2 protein-coding genes are annotated in these 19,376 nt (G+C 75.0%); both read left to right on the forward strand.

All coding sequences use genetic code 11. The features are described from left to right. The first annotated feature begins 98 nt into the window (after positions 1-98). Positions 99-9,671: a type I polyketide synthase gene (locus ACZ4FV_RS06700; protein WP_465322045.1), complete on the forward strand. Its 9,573-nt coding sequence runs from the start codon at positions 99-101 to the stop codon at positions 9,669-9,671. Between the two features lie 83 nt (positions 9,672-9,754). After that, complete coding sequence (locus tag ACZ4FV_RS06705; protein ID WP_465322047.1) at positions 9,755-19,357, forward strand: type I polyketide synthase; 9,603 nt, start codon at positions 9,755-9,757, stop codon at positions 19,355-19,357. Positions 19,358-19,376: the final 19 nt, after the last annotated feature.

A 19,376-nucleotide genomic window follows, 5' to 3' on the forward strand; every position in this document is an offset into this window, starting at 1 on the left:
CGGTAGGGGATCGACAGGGGTTATTCGGGTGGGGTCCACCGGACGAATCTTGAGACCGTTCGGCGCAGTCGTCGCCGTTCGGGACCGGACCGTTCGGGATGAGGGGCGACCACTCCGCGATGATGAGCCGCGAGAACACCACCAGCAAGCGTGACCGGCACGGCAACGCGATCGCCGTCATCGGGATGGCGTGCCGGCTGCCGGGCGCCGCCGACCCCGCCGCGTTCTGGCGACTCCTGCGCGAGGGCGTCGACGCCGTCGGGGAAGCCGGCGCCGAGCGCCGCCGCGGCGCCGAACTGCGTCCGGGCGGCTACCTGGACCGGGTCGACACCTTCGACGCGGCGTTCTTCGGGATCTCGCCGCGCGAGGCCGACGCGATGGACCCGCACCAGCGACTGGTCCTCGAACTCGGGTGGGAGGCCGCCGAGGACGCCGGCCTCCCGCCCGGATCCCTGGCCGGTACCCGAGCCGGCGTGTTCGTCGGCGCGATCGCGGCCGACTGGTCCACCGTGGTGCACCGGTACGGCACCGACGCGATCACCAGGCACACCTTCACCGGCGTCGCCCGCGGCCTGATCGCCAACCGGCTGTCCTGGGCCCTGGACCTGAACGGCCCGAGCCTGACCGTCGACACCGCGCAGTCCTCGTCCCTGGTCGCGATCCACCTGGCCTGCGAGAGCCTGCGCCGCGGCGAGTCGAGCGTCGCGTTCGCCGGCGGCGTGCACCTGAACCTCGCGCCCGAGAGCACCGTGGGCGCGGAACGGTTCGGCGGACTCTCGCCCGACCACCGCTCGTTCACCTTCGACGCGCGGGCCAACGGTTTCGTGCGCGGCGAGGGCGGCGCGGTGGTGCTGCTCAAGCCGCTGGAGCGGGCGCTGGCCGACGGCGACCCGATCCACGCGGTGATCCACGGCAGTGCGGTCGGCAGCGACGGCGACACCGACGGACTCACCGTGCCCGACGCCGGGGCGCAGGCGGACGTGTTGCTTCGGGCGGCCGACGCCGCGGGCGTGGCCCCCGAGCGGATCCAGTACGTCGAACTGCACGGCACCGGCACCCGGGTCGGCGACCCGATCGAGGCCGCCGCGCTGGGCTCGGCCTACGGCGCGGGCCGCACCGGCGCCGACCGGGTCGCGGTCGGCTCGGTGAAGACCAACATCGGCCACCTCGAAGGCGCGTCCGGGATCGTCGGACTGGTCAAGACCGTGCTGGGCATCCGGCACCGCACCCTGCCCGCGAGCCTGAACCACGCCACCGCCAACCCGGCGATCGACCTGGACGAGACCGGCCTGCGGGTGCAGACCGCGCCCGGCCCCTGGCCGCACCCGGACCGGCCGCTGTTCGCCGGGGTCAGCTCGTTCGGGATGGGCGGGACGAACTGCCACGTGGTGCTGGGCGAGCCGCCCGCCACGCACGCCCGGGAGCTGCCCGGAACCCGGGTGTTCGACCCACCCGCGGTGCTGCCGTGGCCGCTGTCCGCCCGCGACCCCGAGGCGCTGCGCGAGCAGGCCGGCCGGCTGCGCGCGGCGCTGACCGAGCACACCGTGCCGCAGGACGTCGCGCTGACCCTCACGGCGGGCCGCACCGCGTTCGAGCAGCGGGCCGTGCTGCTGGGCGCGGACCTGGCCGAACTCACCGACGCCACGGCGGCGTTGGCCCAGTCGCTGCCGACCGCGGGAGCCGTGACCGGCACCGCCCGCCCGCACACCTCGACCGTGTTCGTCTTCCCCGGCCAGGGTTCGCAGTGGGTCGGCATGGCCACCGAACTGCTGCACGCCTCACCGGTGTTCGCCGCTCACCTGGACGCCTGCGCGGACGCGCTCGCGCCACACGTGGACTGGTCGCCGCACGACGTGTTGCGGGACGTGCCGGGCGCCGCCTCGCTCGATCGGGTGGACGTCGTACAGCCCGTGCTGTTCGCCGTGATGGTCTCGCTGGCCCGGCTGTGGGAGGCGTTCGGGGTTCGACCCGACGCGGTGATCGGCCACTCGCAGGGGGAGATCGCCGCCGCGCACATCGCCGGCGCGCTCACCCTGGCGGACGCGGCCCGCCTGGTGGCGCGGCGCAGCCGACTGTTGACCGGTCTGGCGCCCGGCGGCGGCATGGCTTCCATCCCGCGTCCGGCCGACGAGGTGCGGGCCGCGCTCGGCGACCGGGCCGACCGGCTCGGCATCGCGGCGATCAACGGGCCCGCGTCCACCGTGGTCTCCGGCGACCGGGCCGCGCTCGACGCGCTGCTGGCCGAGTACACCCAGGCGGGCGTGGACGTACGGGCGATCCCGGTCGACTACGCGTCGCATTCGCCGCACGTCGAGCCGTTGCGCGCCGACCTGGCCCGCGAACTCGACGGAATCAGGCCGGTGTCGAGCCCGATCGTGTTCTACTCCACGGTCACCGGCGGTCCGCTGGACACCGCCGAACTGGACGCCGACTACTGGTACCGCAACCTGCGCGGCACGGTGCGCTTCCAGGACGCGGCCCGCGCCGCGCTCGCCGACGGCCGGCGCACCTTCGTCGAGGCCAGTCCGCATCCCGTGCTGACCATGGGACTTCGCCAGATCCTGGACGCGGACCAGGCGGCCGGACCGGAGGCGCTGACGGTGGGCACGCTGCGCCGCGGCGACGGCGGGCCGCGCCGACTGCTGACCTCGCTGGCCCAGGCGTACGTACACGGCACCCCGGTGGACTGGACCGCCGCGCTGCCGGCCGCGGCCCGCCGCGCCGAACTGCCCACATACGCGTTCCGGCGCACCTCGCACTGGATCCCCGAACCCGAATCGCCCGCTCCCGACAACACGTCGCCCGCTCCCGACGCCGCGTCGCGCCCGGCCGAGCCCGCGCGCCCGGCCGAGCCCGCGCAGCCCGCCGTACACCCGGAGCCGGCGGCACACCCGGAGCCGGCCCTTCCCGCCGGACCCGACCCGCTGATCCTGGTCCGCGCCACCGCCGCCGTCGTGCTCGGACACGCCGGACCCGGCGCGGTCGACCCGGACCGCACCTTCAAGGACCTCGGTTTCGACTCGGTCGGCGCACTGGAGTTCCGCGATCGGCTGGCCGCCGCGAGCGGGACCCGGCTGTCCGCGTCGCTGACCTTCGACCACCCGACCCCCCGGGCCGTCGCCCGTCACCTCGCGGATCGCACGGCCGGCACCGTGCCCGCCGGTGCCGCGCGGTCCGGGGCCGGCCCGGCGCCGGTCGCGCACGAGGACGACCCGATCGTCGTCGTCGCGACCGGCGGCCGCTGGCCCGGCGGTGCGGACACCCCCGAGGCGCTGTGGGACCTGCTCGCGGCCGAGACCGACGCGATCGGCCCGTTCCCGAGCAACCGCGGCTGGGACCTGGACGCGCTCTACGACCCCGAACTCGCCCGTCCCGGCACCTCCTCGGTGCGCGCGGGCGGATTCCTCTACGACGCCGACGCGTTCGACCCCGGCTTCTTCGGGATCAGCCCGCGCGAGGCGGCCGCGATGGACCCGCAGCAGCGGCTGCTCCTGGAGACCGCGTGGGAGGTGGTCGAGCGGGCCGGCATCGCGCCGACCGCGCTGCGCGGCACCCGGGCGGGCGTCTTCGTCGGCGCCATGCCGCAGGACTACGGCCCGCGGCTGCACGAGGCGCCCGAAGGCTACGGCGGCCACCTGCTCACCGGCAGCCTGAGCAGCGTCGCCTCCGGCCGGCTGGCCTACACCCTGGGCCTGGAGGGCCCCGCCCTGACCATCGACACCGCGTGCTCCTCCTCCCTGGTCGCGCTGCACCTGGCGACCCGCGCGCTGCGCGCCGGCGAATGCACGCTCGCGCTGGCCGGCGGCGTCACCGTGATGTCCACGCCCGGCATGTTCACCGAGTTCAGCCGGCAACACGGGCTCGCCCCCGACGGCCGCTGCAAGCCGTTCTCCGCCGCCGCCGACGGCACCGCGTGGGCCGAGGGCGTCGCCCTGGTGCTGCTGGAGCGGCTGTCCGACGCCCGCCGACTGGGCCACCCCGTGCTCGCCGTGGTGCGCGGCAGCGCGGTCAACCAGGACGGCGCCTCCAACGGCCTGACCGCGCCCAACGGACCCGCCCAGCAGCGGGTGATCCGCCAGGCGCTGGCCGACGCGCGTCTGAACCCGACCGAGATCGACGCGGTCGAGGCGCACGGGACCGGCACCACGCTCGGCGACCCGATCGAGGCCGAGGCGCTGCTGGCCACCTACGGTGCCGACCGGCCCGCCGATCGCCCGCTCCTGCTCGGTTCGGTCAAGTCCAACCTGGGACACACCCAGGCCGCCGCCGGGGTGACCGGCGTGATCGCGCTGATCGAGGCGATGCGGCACGGCGAACTCCCGCGCACCCTGCACCTGGACGCGCCGTCCCCGCACGTGGACTGGTCCCGAGGCGGCGTCGAGGTGCTCGCGGCGCGGACCGCCTGGCCCCGGACCGACCGCCCGCGCCGCGCGGCGGTGTCCTCGTTCGGGATCAGCGGCACCAACGCGCACGTCATCCTGGAACAGGCCGCGGAGACCTCGGTCCCGCCCGGCACCGACCAGGCCGGCCCGTGGTTGTTGTCCGCCGCGAGCGAGGACGCGCTGCGCGCCCAGGCGGCCCGACTGCGCGAGCACGTCGCCGACCACCCCGACGTCGCGCCCGGCGACCTCGGCTTCGCGCTGGCCGACGGCCGAGGCACCTTCGCGCACCGCGCGGTGATCACCGGGACCGGCCGGGAGCACCTGCTGCGCGGCCTGGACGCGCTCATCGACGGCGTCGACGCGGCCGACCTGATCCGCGGCGAGGCCGGACCGACCGGTTCGCTCGCCGTCCTGTTCAGCGGACAGGGCAGCCAGCGCGTCGGCATGGGCCGCGAACTGTACGCGGTGGAACCGGTGTTCGCGCGAGCCCTGGACGAGGCGCTGGAGCACCTGGACGCCTCCCTGGAACGCCCCCTGCGCGCCCTGCTGTTCGCCGCGCCGGACAGCCCCGAGGCCGCGCTGCTGCACGCGACCGAGTACACCCAGCCCGCGCTGTTCGCGGTGGAGACCGCGCTGTATCGACTCGCCGAATCGCGCGGGATCCGCGCCGATCACCTGATCGGCCACTCGATCGGCGAACTGACCGCCGCGCACATCGCCGGCGTGCTCACGCTGGCCGACGCCGCGACGCTGGTGGTGGCCCGCGGCCGGCTGATGGGCGAACTGCCCGCGACCGGCGCGATGATCGCGCTCCAGGGCACCGAGGAGGAGGTCGCCGAACTGGTCGCCGGCCACGAGGCGCACGTGGGCGTCGCGGCCGTCAACAGCCCCGACTCCGTGGTGATCTCGGGTACGGCGGACATCGTCGACGCTTTGGCCGCGCGGTGGCGCGCGGGCGGCCGCAAGACCAAGCGGCTCCAGGTCAGCCACGCCTTCCACTCGCCGCACATGGACGCCGTACTCGACGAGTTCCGCGCGGTCGCGGCAAGCCTGAGCTTCTCCCCGCCGCGCATCCCGATCGTCTCCAACCTGACCGGCGATGTGGCGGACGCCGCCGAACTGGCCGACCCGAACTACTGGGTCCGGCACATCCGCGAGGCGGTCCGCTTCCGCGACGGCGTGCGCAGACTCGCCGAACTGGGCACCACCACCTACCTGGAACTGGGCCCCGACGCCGTGCTCACCGCGCTCACCCTCGCGAGCCTGGACGACCCCGCGCCGCTCGTGCTCGCCGCACTGCGCGCCGACCGCCCCGAAGCGCTCACCTACACCCGGGCCTTGGCCCGACTGCACGTGGCAGGCGTCGGTGTCGACTGGGCCCCGGTCTGGGCCGGCCGCGCCGTGCGCCGCGTCGACCTGCCCACGTACGCCTTCCAGCGCCGCCGGCACTGGCTGGACGCGCCACCCGCCGCCGACCCGACCTCGGCCGGGCTCGACCCCAGCGAACACCCCCTCCTCGGCGCGGGCTTCGAGCGCGCGGACGGTTCGGGCCTGGTCTGGACCGGCGTACTCTCCACCCGGAGCCGGCCGTGGCTCGCGGACCACGCCGTGCACGACACGGTCCTGCTGCCCGGCACCGCGTTCGTCGACCTCGCGCTGCACGCCGCCGAACGTGCCGGCGCCGGCGGAATCGGCGAACTCGTGCTGGCCGCACCCCTGGTCCTGCCCGAGGACGGCACCGTACGGATCGAACTCGCGGTGGGCGCCCAGGAGACGGACGGCACCCGAGCGGTCACCGTGCACTCGCGCGCCGCCGACGCCCAGGACTGGACCCGGCACGCCGCCGGACGCTTGACCCCGGCCGAGACCGCCGCGCCCGGCCGGGACGAGGGCGCGTGGCCGCCGCCGGGCGCGGTCGCCGTGGACGTCGAGGACCTGTACGAGCGGCTCGCCGACCTGGGCTACCACTACGGCCCGGTCTTCCGGGGCCTGACCGCCGCGTGGCGCCACGGCGAGGAGCTGCTCGCCGAGGTCGTGCTGCCGGACCCGGCCGAGGAGTTCGGCCACCCGGTGCACCCCGCACTGCTGGACGCCGCGCTGCACGCCGTCGTCGCGCTGTTGCCCGGATCCGACCCGAACGCGCCCACCCGGCTGCCGTTCGCGTGGGCCGGGATCAGGGCGTACGCCGCCGGCGCCCGCGAACTGCGGGTGCGGATCGCGCCGCTGGGCCCCGACGCCGTCGCGCTGACCGCCACCGACGCCGACGGCACGCCCGTGGTCTCGATCGACCGGCTGACCCTGCGCGCGATCCCGGCCGACCGCTTCGCCGCCCGCCCGACCACCACGCCGGATTCCTGGTACCACGTGCACTGGGTGCCGGTGCCGGGCGACACGGTCGCCGCCGACCAGGGCACCTGGGTGGTGCTCGCGGACGGCGACGCGGACCCACTCGGATCGGGCATGCGCCCCGCGTCGCCCGAGGTGCACCGCGACCTCGCCGGACTGCGCGCCGCGCTCGCCGCCGGAGCGAGCCCGCCCACGCGGGTGCTGGTGGCCTTCGACCCGCCGAGCCCCGCACTGGGCACCGCCGTCGCCACCCACGCGGTCACCGAACGGGCGGTCACCCTGCTCCGCGAATGGCTGGGCGACCCGTGCTTCGCGGACATCGAACTCGTCCTGGTCACCCGCGAGGCGGTGGCCACGCACGCCGGCGAGGACGTCCGCGACCTGAGCGCTTCCGGCCTGTGGGGCCTGATCCGGGCCGCGGCCGGCGAACACCCGGGCCGGCTGCGGATCCTGGACCTGGACGCGCACCCCGACTCGGCCGCCGCGGTGGCCTCGGCACTGGCCGGCGGCGAGCCGCAACTCGCGCTGCGCGGCGGCGCGATCCTGGCCCCGCGACTGGCCCCGGTACGCCCCGACGACGCACTGGAACCGCCCGCCCTCGACGCACCGTGGCGACTGGACGTCACCGAACCCGGCAGCATCGACAACATCGCGCTGCTGCCCGCGCCCGAGGCCGCCCTGCCGTTGGCGGTCGGCCAGGTGCGGATCGCGGTGCGCGCGGCCGGACTGAACTTCCGCGACGTGCTGATCGCACTGGGCGGATACCCCGGCGCCGCCCGGATCGGCGCGGAGGGCGCCGGCCGGGTCCTGGAGGTCGGCCCGGGAGTGAGCGAACTCGCGGTCGGCGACCGGGTGATGGGCCTGCTGCCCGGCATCCTGGGCTCGCACGCCGTGGTCGACCACCGACTGCTCACCCCGATCCCGGCGGGCTGGACCTACGCACGGGCGGCGACCGTCCCGGTGGCGTTCCTGACCGCGTACCACGGCCTGGTCGAACTGGCCGGCCTGCGCCCGGGCGAATCCGTCCTGGTGCACGCCGCCACCGGCGGGGTCGGCACCGCCGCCGTGCAGCTCGCCCGACACCTGGGCGCCGACGTCCTGGGCACCGCGAGCCCGGCCAAGTGGCCCACGCTGCGCGCCCAGGGCCTGACCGACGAGAGCATCGCGTCCTCGCGCACCCTCGACTTCGAGGGCCGGTTCCGCGCCGTCACCGGCGGGCGCGGCGTCGACGTCGTACTCAACTCGCTCGCCCGCGAGTTCACCGACGCCTCACTGCGGCTGCTCGCGCCCGGCGGCCGGTTCGTCGAGATGGGCAAGACCGACCCGCGCGAACCCGACGCGGTGGCCGCCGCCCACCCGGGGGTCGACTACCGCGCGTTCGACCTGCTGACCCTGGAGCCCGAGCGGATCGGCCGGATGCTGCGCGTGCTGGCCCCGCTGTTCGCGGCCGGCACGCTCACCCCGCTGCCGGTCACCGCGTGGGACATCCGGCACGGCGTACGCGCGCTGCGGCACCTGAGCCAGGCCCGACACACCGGCAAACTGGTCCTGACCATCGCGCCCGCACCCGCCGGCCTCGACCCGACCGGCACGGTGCTGATCACCGGCGGCACCGGCGCGCTGGGCGCCCTGGCCGCCCGCCGGCTGATCACCCGACACGGCGCCCGACACGTGCTGCTGGTCGGCCGCACCGGCCCGGCCGCGCCCGGAGCCGACGCACTGCGCGCCGAACTGCGCGCGCTGGGCGCCGAGGTCGAGATCGCGGCGTGCGACGTGGCCGACCCGAGCGCGCTCGCCGAACTGCTCGCCGCCATTCCGACCGCACACCCGCTCACCGCCGTCGTGCACACCGCCGGCGTGGTCGCCGACGGCGCGCTCACCGGCACCGACCCCGGGCGACTGCACGCCGTGCTGCGGCCCAAGGTGGACGCCGCGTGGCACCTGCACACGCTCACCGCCGACCTGGACCTGTCCGCGTTCGTGCTGTACTCCTCGGCCGTGGGCGTCCTGGGCAACCCCGGCCAGTCCGCCTATGCCGCCGCCAACACCTTCCTGGACGCGCTCGCCCACCACCGACACGGTCACGGCCTGCCCGCGACCTCGATCGGGTGGGGGCACTGGGCCGAGGCGGGCGGTCTGGCCGCGCACCTGACCGAGGTGGACCGCCGCCGGATGGCGGGCAGTGGCCTGGCCCCGATGAGCAGCGAAACCGGCCTGGACCTGCTCGACCGTGCGCTGGACACACCCCTGCCGGCACCGGTCGCGGCCCGGATCGACACCGGCGCGCTGCGTCCCGACGCGGCGACCGCGCTCCTGGCCGGCCTGATCCGCGCGGCCGGCCCCGGCCGAGTGCCCGCGCAACGCGGCGCCTCGTCCCGCACCGGCACGGGCCGTCGGGCCGGCACGGGGATCCGGGAGCGGCTCGCGGGCCGCCCGGCCGACGAACAGCGCCGCGAGTTGCTGACGTTCGTCCGGCTCACCGCCGCGGCCATTCTCGGGCACGACGGACCGGCCGCGATCAAGCCCGAACGCGGCTTTTTGGAGGCCGAGTTCGACTCGCTCGGCGCGATCGAGCTGCGCAACCGGATCAATGCGGGCACCGGCCTGGAACTGCCGTCCACGCTGATCTTCGACCACCCGACCCCGATCGCGCTGGCCGAACACCTGCGGGAGCGGCTGTTCGCCGCCACCCCGCACCAGGGCACCGGCTCGCTGCTCGCCGAACTCGATCGCTGGCAGGTCTCGTTGACCGGGCTGCTGGCCGACGGCGAGGCCCCGGACGAGGACTTCCGGACCGGCGCGGTGGCGCGCCTGTACGCACTGCTGGGCCGGCTGGGCGCCGAGGTACCCGGGGATCCGACGGCGGCGCTGATCGAACAACTCGGCGCGGCCGGCGACGACGAGCTCTTCGACTTCATCGACAACGAACTCGGCATCTCCTGACCCGGCCCACCCACGCCCCCCGGGCCCCCACGACTGGCACCACCACCACGGCGAAGCCGCCGCACGGAAAAGGCAGATACCCCATGGCGAACGAAGAGAAGCTGCGCGACTACCTCACCCGGGTGACCGCCGACCTGCACCAGGCCCGGCGCCGGCTGCGGGAGAACGAGGAAGCCCGGAACGAACCGATCGCCGTGGTCGGTATCGGCTGCCGGCTGCCGGGCGGCGTGCACTCGGCGGACGACCTGTGGCGGCTGGTGGCCGAGGGCCGGGACGCGGTCGGCGGCTTCCCGACCGACCGGGGATGGGACCTGGACGGTCTGTACGACCCGGACCCGGACGCGGTCGGCAGGACGTACACCCGCCAGGGCGGATTCCTGCACGACGCGGCCGAGTTCGACGCGTCCTTCTTCGGCCTCTCGCCGCGCGAGGCGCTCGCCGCCGATCCCCAGCAGCGGCTGCTCCTGGAGACCGCGTGGGAGGCCCTGGAGGACGCCGGGATCGATCCGGCGGCGATCCGCGGCTCGTCCACCGGGGTCTTCGCCGGTGTGATCGCGCAGGAGTACACGCCGCGGCTGTACAAGACCACGCCCGACCGGGTGGACGGCTATGTGCTCACCGGCAGCACCACGAGCGTGGCGTCCGGGCGGATCTCCTACACCTTCGGGTTCGAGGGGCCCGCGGTGACGGTGGACACCGCGTGCTCGTCGTCGTTGGTGGCACTGCATCTGGCGGCGCAGTCGCTGCGCTCCGGCGAGTGCGATCTCGCGCTCGCGGGCGGCGCCACGGTGATGGCATCGCCCGGGATGTTCGTCGAGTTCGCCCGCCAGCGCGGCCTGTCCGCGGACGGCCGGTGCAAGGCGTTCGCCGGCGCCGCCGACGGCACCGGCTGGGCCGAGGGCGTCGGGCTGCTGGTGCTGGAGCGGCTCTCCGACGCACGCGCGGCCGGGCACCGGGTGCTCGCGGTGATCCGGGGCAGCGCGGTCAACCAGGACGGCACCAGCAGCCAGCTCACCGCGCCCAACGGCCCCTCCCAGCAGCGGGTGATCCGCCGGGCGCTGGCCAACGCGGGCCTGACCCCGGCCGATGTGGACGTGGTCGAGGCACACGGCACCGGCACCCGGCTCGGCGACCCGATCGAGGCGCAGGCGCTGCTGGCCACCTACGGCCGGGACCGGGCGCCGGAACGGCCGTTGTGGCTGGGTTCGTTGAAGTCCAACATCGGCCACGCGCAGGCCGCGGCGGGCGTGGCCGGCGTGATCAAGATGGTCCAGGCGCTGCGGCACGGCGTACTGCCCAAGACCCTGCACGTGGACGAACCCACCACACACGTGGACTGGTCCTCGGGCGGGGTACGGCTGCTGACCGAGGCCCGGTCGTGGCCGGAGACGGCCGCGCCGCGCCGCGCGGCGGTGTCCGCGTTCGGGGTGAGTGGCACCAACGCGCACGTGATCCTGGAACTCCCGGACGAGGATCGCGACTCGCGGCCGGTTCCGCCGCCGGCGCCCGCACCGTCGACCCCGTGGGTGCTCTCCGCCAAGTCGCCGCGGGCACTTCGAGCCCAGGCCGCTCGACTGGGCGAGCGACTCGACGCCGCCCCCGCGATCGACGCCGCCGAGGTGGGCTTCTCACTGGCCTCCGCGCGCTCGGTCTTCGGCGAGCGGGCGGTCGTAGTGGGCGCGGATCGGGCCGCGCTGACCTCCGGGCTGGGCGCGTTGACACGTGGCGAATCGGCACCGGGCGTGGTCACCGGCACGGCGGACGCGGCCGGGAGGACCGTGTTCGTCTTTCCCGGACAGGGCTCGCAGTGGGCCGGGATGGCCGCCGACCTGTACGCCCAGTCGCCGGTGTTCACGGCACGGTTCGACGAGTGCGCGAAGGCGCTGGAAGCGCACGTGGATTGGTCGCCGGTCGAGGTGTTGACCGGTGACGAGGGCGCGCCGTCGTTGGATCGGGTGGACGTGGTCCAGCCGGTGTTGTGGGCGGTGCTGGTGTCGCTGGCCGAGGTGTGGCGGGCGTACGGGGTCGTCCCGGACGCGCTCGTCGGTCACTCGCAGGGCGAGATCGCGGCCGCGGTGGTGGCCGGCGGGTTGTCCCTGGAGGACGGGGCCACGGTGGTCGCGCTGCGCAGTCGGGCGATCCTCGCGCTGTCCGGACGGGGCGGGATGGCCTCGGTGGCGCTGGCCGAGCCCGAGGCCCGGGCGCGTATCGCCGGTTGGGACGGGCGGATCTCCGTCGCGGCGGTCAACGGCCCGGGTCAGGTGGTGGTCTCGGGCGCGCCGGACGCGCTGGAGGAACTGGTCGCCGCGGTGACCGCGGAGGGCGGTCGGGCCCGGGTGATCCCGGTGGACTACGCGTCGCACTCGGCCCAGGTGGAGGAGATCCGCGCGCGCATCGTCGCCGACCTGGCCGCGATCGCGCCGACCTCGGGGACGATCCCGCTCTGGTCGACGGTGACCGGCGCGTGGATCGACACCGCCGAACTGGACGGTGGGTACTGGGCGACGAATCTGCGCGAGACCGTGCGGTTCGCGGAGGCCGTGCGCGCGCTCGCGGACGCCGATCACGGCGTGTTCGTCGAGGTGAGCCCGCATCCCGTGCTGACCGCCGCGATCCAGGACACGCTGGAGGAGATCGGCGCGGCCGACACCGTCGTGGTCGGCACGCTGCGCCGCGATCAGGGCGATCTGCTCCGGTTGCACACCTCGCTGGCCGAGGCGTTCGTGCGCGGTGTACCGGTCGCGTGGGACGTCGCGTTCGAGGCGGGGGCGGTCGAGCGGGTGTCCCTGCCGACCTACGCGTTCCAGCGTGAGCGGTTCTGGCTGGACACCGGCGAGTACACGCCGCCCGCCGCGGTGGCGGTCGACGCGGCCTTCTGGGACCTCGTCGAGGGCGGCGACCGCGCGGGTCTGTCCGCCGCGCTGGGCGACGTCGACGGCGATCTGGCCGAGCCGCTCGGCGCGGTGTTGCCGGCCCTGTCCTCGTGGTGGGACCGGCGCCGTTCCGATGCCGGCACGGATGCCTGGCGGCATCGCATCGTCTGGCGGCCGGTGGCGGGCGCGGAGGGCGGTGAGCGGCTCACCGGCACCTGGCTGCTGGCGCTTCCGGAGGGGTCGGCCTCCGGCCCGGTGGCCCGGTGGTTCGATACCGCCCTGGCATCCTTCGGGGCTCGGGTGGTGCCCGTCGTGGTGGGCCGTGAACAGGCGGATCGCGCCGCGCTGCGCGCGCTGCTCGCGGAGGCCGCCGGCGCCGCCGGGGAGCCGGTGACCGGGATCGTGTCGCTGCTCGCCCTGGCCGAAGGGTCGGTCACCGCGTACCCGGCGGTGCCGTGGGGCGCGGCGGCGACACTGGCGCTGGTCCAGGGCCTGGGCGACGCGGACGTGCACGCTCCGGTGTGGGCGGTCACGGGCGGTGCGGTCTCGGTGGACGCGGACGACCCCGTCCGGGTGCCGGAACAGGCCCAGGTGTGGGGCTTCGGCGGCATTGCCGCGGCCGAACTCCCCGACCTGTGGGGCGGTTTGATCGACATTCCGGACGCGCTGCCGGCGGACGCGGCGGCCACACGGCTGAGCGCCGTGTTGTCCGGCGCGGCGGGGGAGAGCGAGATCGCGATCCGCGGCGCGGCGACGTGGGCCCGCAGGCTGGTCCGGGCACCACACGCGGCCGGCTCCTCGGCCGGATCGTGGCAGCCGTCCGGGACCGTGCTGGTCACCGGCGGCACCGGAGCACTGGGCGGGCACGTGGCCCGCTGGGTCGCGGCGCGCGGCGCCGAACACGTGCTGCTGGTGAGCAGGTCGGGGGCCGAGGCCCCGGACGCACCGGCCCTCGCGGCGGACCTGGAGGCGTCCGGCGCCAGGGTGTCCTTCGCGGCCTGCGACGTCGGCGACCGCACCGCGCTGGCGGACGTACTCGCAGGCGTCCCCGCACAATTCCCGCTCACCGCCGTCGTGCACGCGGCGGCGGTGCTCGACGACGCGGTGATCGCCGACCTGACCCTCGATCAACTCGACCGTGTGTTGCGGGTCAAGGTGGACGGCGCCCGCCACCTGGACGAACTCACCCGCGACCTCGACCTGTCCGCGTTCGTGTTGTTCTCCTCGCTCGCGGGCATCTGCGGCGTGCCCGGCCAGGGCAACTACGCGCCCGGCAACGCGCACCTCGACGCGCTGGCCGCCCGGCGCCGCGCCGCCGGGCTGCCCGCGACGGCGATCTCGTGGGGCCACTGGGCCGGTGGCGGGATCGCCGCTCCCGAGGTCGAACAGCGGCTGACCCGACAGGGGTTGCGGATGCTCGACCCGGATGCGGCCATCCGGGTGCTGGGCCGGGTGCTCGACGCGGACGAGTCGCATCTGACGGTGTGCGACATCGACTGGGACGTGTTGTTCCGGGATCGGCGCGCGCCGCTGGTCGCCGAACTGCTCGGCGCGAAGGGCCCGGATCCCGCCGCGTCCGCGCCCGCACTCGCCGAGGCCGGCGGCGACACCTTCGCGACCCGGTTGACCGGGCTGGGCTCGGCCGACCGGCTGCGCTTCCTGGTCGAGGCGGTGCGTACCCAGGCGGCGGTGGTCCAGGGCCACCGCGGCGCCGCCGCCGTGGATCCCGGGAAGCCGTTCCGGGACCAGGGGTTCGATTCGCTGACGGCGGTGGAGCTGCGCAATCGGCTGACCGCCGAGACGGGTCTGCGGCTGCCCGCGACGCTGGTCTTCGACTATCCCACGCCCAACGCGCTCGCCGAATTCCTGCGCGGTGAGATCTTCGGCGACGTCGGTGGCGTCGGCGAGACCGAGACGACGGCCGCCACCGGCGCGGCGGCTCGGGCGGACGCCGACGATCCGATCGTGATCGTCGGGATGGCCTGCCGCCTTCCCGGTGGGGTGAGTTCGCCCGCCGACCTGTGGCGGCTCGTGGAGGCCGGTACGGATGCCGTCGGCGAGTTCCCCACCGACCGGGGATGGGACATCGATGGCCTGTACGACCCGGATCCGGACCGGGTGGGCACGTCGTACACCCGTGCGGGTGCCTTCCTGTCCGACGCGACCGGGTTCGACAGCGCGTTCTTCGGCATCTCGCCGCGCGAGGCGCTGGCCATGGACCCGCAGCAGCGGCTGCTCCTGGAGACCGCGTGGGAGGCGTTCGAGCGGGCCGGGATCAACCCGGACACGCTGATCGGGAGCCGGACCGGCGTGTTCGCCGGCATGGCCGGTCACGACTACGGGCGCGGCCTGACCGAGGCGCCCGAGGGCCTGGAGGGCTATCTCGGCACCGGGAGCGCGGGCAGTGTCGCGTCCGGTCGGATCTCCTACTCGTTCGGCTTCGAGGGTCCCGCGGTCACGGTGGACACCGCGTGCTCGTCGTCACTGGTGGCCATGCATCTGGCCGCCCAGTCGTTGCGCACCGGGGAGAGCGACCTCGCGCTCGCCGGCGGCGTGGCCGTGATGGCCACGCCGGGCATGTTCGTCGAGTTCTCCCGGCAGCGTGGGCTGTCCGTGGACGGGCGCTGCAAGGCGTTCGCCGGCGCCGCCGACGGTACGGGCTGGGCCGAGGGCGTCGGACTCGTCCTGCTCGAACGGTTGTCGGACGCGCGGCGCAACGGGCATCGGGTGCTCGCGGTGCTGCGGGGCAGCGCGGTCAACCAGGACGGCGCCTCGAACGGTCTGACCGCGCCGAACGGCCCGTCCCAGCAGCGGGTGATCCGCCGGGCGCTCGCCGACGCGGGTGTCACGGCGGCGGACGTGGACGTCGTCGAGGCGCACGGGACGGGTACGACGTTGGGGGATCCGATCGAGGCGCAGGCGTTGATCGCGACGTACGGGCAGGGTCGGCCGGTCGAACGGCCTTTGTGGTTGGGGTCGTTGAAGTCGAATATCGGGCACGCGCAGGCGGCTGCCGGTGTGGCGGGTGTGATCAAGATGGTGGAGGCGCTGCGGCACGGGGTGTTGCCCAGGACGTTGCATGTGGACGAGCCGACGCCGCACGTGGATTGGTCGGCGGGCGCGGTGCGGCTGCTGACGCAGGCCCATCCGTGGCCGGAGACCGGGCGGCCCCGCCGAGCGGCGGTGTCGGCGTTCGGGGTGAGCGGCACGAACGCGCACGTGATCCTCGAACTCCCGGAGCCCCCTGCGGAGGTGCGCGTCGAGGAGCCGCTCGTGGCCGCCCCGGCCGTGCTCCCGTGGGTCCTGTCCGGCCGGACTCCGGACGCGCTGCGGGCGCAGGCCGGTCGGGTGCGCGGCGCACTGGACGAGGATCCGGTGGGCGCGGGGTTCTCGCTGCTCACCTCGCGGGCGTTGTTCGCGGAACGGGCCGTGCTGGTCGGGGACACGACCGGCTGGGCGTTCGGCCTGGACGCGGTGGCACGTGGCGAGAGTGCGGCGGGCGTGGTGACCGGGACGGCCGGACCGGTGGGCAAAACCGTGTTCGTGTTCCCGGGCCAGGGCTCGCAATGGACCGGTATGGCGGCCGAACTCCTCAGCCAATCGGCGGTGTTCGCGGCCCGCTTCGACGAGTGCGCGGCGGCCCTGGCTGAGTTCGTGGACTGGTCGCCGGTCGAGGTGTTGACCGGTGTCGAGGGTGCGCCGTCGTTGGATCGGGTGGATGTGCTCCAGCCGGTGTTGTGGGCGGTGTTGGTGTCGCTGGCCGAGGTGTGGCGTTCCTTCGGGGTGGCGCCGGACGCGCTGGTCGGCCACTCGCAGGGCGAGATCGCGGCGGCCGTGGTGGCCGGCGGACTGTCCCTGGCCGACGGAGCACGGGTGGTGGCGCTGCGGAGTCGGGCGATCGTCGCGCTGTCCGGGCGCGGCGGGATGGCGTCGGTGGCCGAGCCGATCGTGGTGGTCCGCGAGCGGATCGCCGGCTGGGACGGGCGGATCTCGGTCGCGGCCGTGAACGGCCCCGGCCAGGTGGTGGTCTCCGGCGAGCCGGAAGCGTTGGCCGAGTTGGTAGCGGCGGTCACCGGCCAGGGCGGCCGGGCCCGGCTCATCCCGGTGGACTACGCGTCGCATTCGGCGCACGTCGAGGAAATCCGGGCGGAGATCGTGGCCGAGTTGGCCAAGATCGCACCGGTGTCCGGGACGATCCCGATCTGGTCGACGGTCACCGGGGACTGGTTGGACACGGCCGCGATGGACGGCGCCTACTGGGCGACCAACCTGCGCGAGACGGTGCGCTTCGAGGAAGCCACCCGAGGTCTCGCCGCCACCGGCCACGGCGTGTTCGTGGAGGTGAGCCCGCATCCGGTGCTGACCGCCGCGATCGAGGCGACGCTGGACGAGGAGGGTTTGGAGAATCCGGTCGTGGTCGGCACACTGCGCCGCGACCAGGGCGGCGCGCAGCGCCTGTACATCTCGCTCGCCGAAGCCTTCGTGCGCGGCGTCGCGGTGGACTGGACCGCCGCGTTCGCCGGGACCCGGCCGCGTCGGGTCGAGCTGCCCACCTATCCCTTCGAGCGCAAGCGCTACTGGCTCGACACCCCGGGCCCGGCCGGTTCGACGACCGGCGCGGGTACGGCCACGGGGGTGGTGGACACGATCGACGCGGCGTTCTGGTCGCTCGTGGAGAGCGGTGACCAGGCGGGCCTGGCCCAGGCGCTGGGTACGCAGACCTCGGCGGAGTCGTTGGGCGCGGTGTTGCCCGCGTTGTCGTCGTGGTGGGACCGTCGGCGCTCGGGAGCCACCCTCGACGCGTGGCGGCACAGGATCGTGTGGCGTCCGGTCGCCGGGACCGGGATCGGGAACCTGTCCGGGACCTGGCTGCTCGTGGTGCCCGAGGAGGAGGCCGCCCGCGGGTGGGCGGACTTTCTGACCCCGCTGCTGACCGCCGCCGGTGCCCGGGTGGAGCGTGTTCCCGTCGCTCGCGACCGGGGTGAGCGGGCGGCGCTGCGGGACCTGGCCGCGGCACAGCCAGGACCGGTCGCGGGTGTGCTCTCGCTGTTGGCACTGGCCGACGGCACCGCGGCCGGGTTCGACGCGGTGCCGTGGGGGACGGCGGCGACCGTCGCCCTGGTCCAGGCCCTGGACGACGCGGGTGTGGTGGCACCGCTGTGGGCGGTGACCAGCGGCGCGGTGACGGTCGGTGCGGCGGACCCGGTCCGGGTACCCGAGCAGGCGCAGGTGTGGGGCTTCGGCGGGGTCGTCGCGGCCGAGAATCCGCGTTCGTGGGGCGGATTGATCGACCTGCCGAGCGCGTATCCCGGCACGGACGCCGAGGCACCGGCCTGGGCCCGCCTGGTGGCGGTGCTGGCCGGCGCGGTGGACGAGCGGGACGTCGCGGTGCGGCCGACCGGGGCCTGGGGCCGCAGGCTGGTTCGCGCGCCGCTCGGGGCCGCCCGGCCGGCCGGGACCTGGCGGCCGTCCGGCACGGTGTTGGTGACCGGTGGGACCGGGGCGCTGGGCGGGCATGTGGCCCGCTGGGTCGCGGCGCGCGGGGCCGAGCACGTGCTGCTGGTCAGCCGTACCGGCGCGGACGCGCCCGGCGCCGATCGACTGGCCGAGGACGTCGCCGCGGCGGGCGCGCGGGTGTCCTTCGCGTCGTGCGACGTGGGCGACCGGGACGCGCTGGCCGACGTACTGGCCGCGATCCCGGCGGAGTTCCCGCTGACCGCCGTGCTGCACGCGGCGGCGATCCTGGACGACGCGGTGATCGGCGAACTGACCCCGGAGCAGCAGCAGCGGGTGGCGCGGGTCAAGGTGGACGGCGCCCGGCATCTCGACGAACTCACCCGGGACGCCGACCTGTCGGCGTTCGTGCTGTTCTCCTCGGTGGCCGGACTGTGCGGGGTCGCCGGCCAGGGCAACTACGCGCCCGGGAACGCCTATCTGGACGCGCTCGCCGCACGTCGTCGGGCCGACGGGCTGCCCGCGACCTCGGTGTCCTGGGGGCACTGGGCCGGCGGCGGGATCGCCGCGCCGGAGATCGAGGAGCGCCTCGGCCGTCAGGGCCTGACCATGCTCGATCCGGCCCTCGCGGTCGAGGCGCTCGGGCAGATCCTGGACGCGGACGAGAGCCACCTGACGGTCTGCGACATCGACTGGGACGTGCTGTTCCGCGACCGGCCGCACCCGTTGGTCGCCGAACTCCTGCGCGCGCCCGCGGCTTCGGCGACGGCCTCGGGATCGGCAACGGATTCGGCGTCGACCTCACCCGAGACGGCCGCGACCAGGCTGATCGCGACACTCGCCGAACTGGCCGAGGAGGAGCGCCGACCACATCTGGTGCGGTTGGTCCGGACCCGGGCGGCGATCGTGCACGGGCACGCCTCCGCCGACGCGGTGGCGGCCGGGAAGCCTTTCCGGGACCAGGGGTTCGACTCGCTCACGGCGGTGGAGCTGCGCAATCGGCTGACCGCCGAGACGGGTCTGCGGTTGCCCGCGACGCTGGTCTTCGACTACCCCACGCCCAACGCGCTCGCCGAATTCCTGCACGGCGAGCTGCTGCCGCGGGTGGTTCCGAGCGCCGACGCCATCCGGGCCGAGATCGACCGCCTGGAAGCGCTCCTCGCGCACGCGGCCGCCGATCCGGCCGAACACGAGGCGACCGCGGTCCGGCTCGCCGAGATCGCCGCACGCTGGGCCGCCGGCGCGGCACCCGCTCCGGAGTCGCCCGGTAGCGAACTCGAAGGCATCGCCGACGAGATCGACTCGGCCACCGACGACGAGCTCATCGAATTCATCGGCAAGCAGTTCGGCATCTCCTGACTTGTCGGTCCATGCGAAA

This window comes from Embleya sp. NPDC025285, assembly GCF_055558835.1.

Bases quoted from the DNA above. Each gene is read 5' to 3' on its own strand.
- ACZ4FV_RS06705 (WP_465322047.1), top strand. From the start codon at position 9,755: ATGGCGAACGAAGAGAAGCTGCGCGACTACCTCACCCGGGTGACCGCC.
- ACZ4FV_RS06700 (WP_465322045.1), top strand. From the start codon at position 99: ATGAGGGGCGACCACTCCGCGATGATGAGCCGCGAGAACACCACCAGC.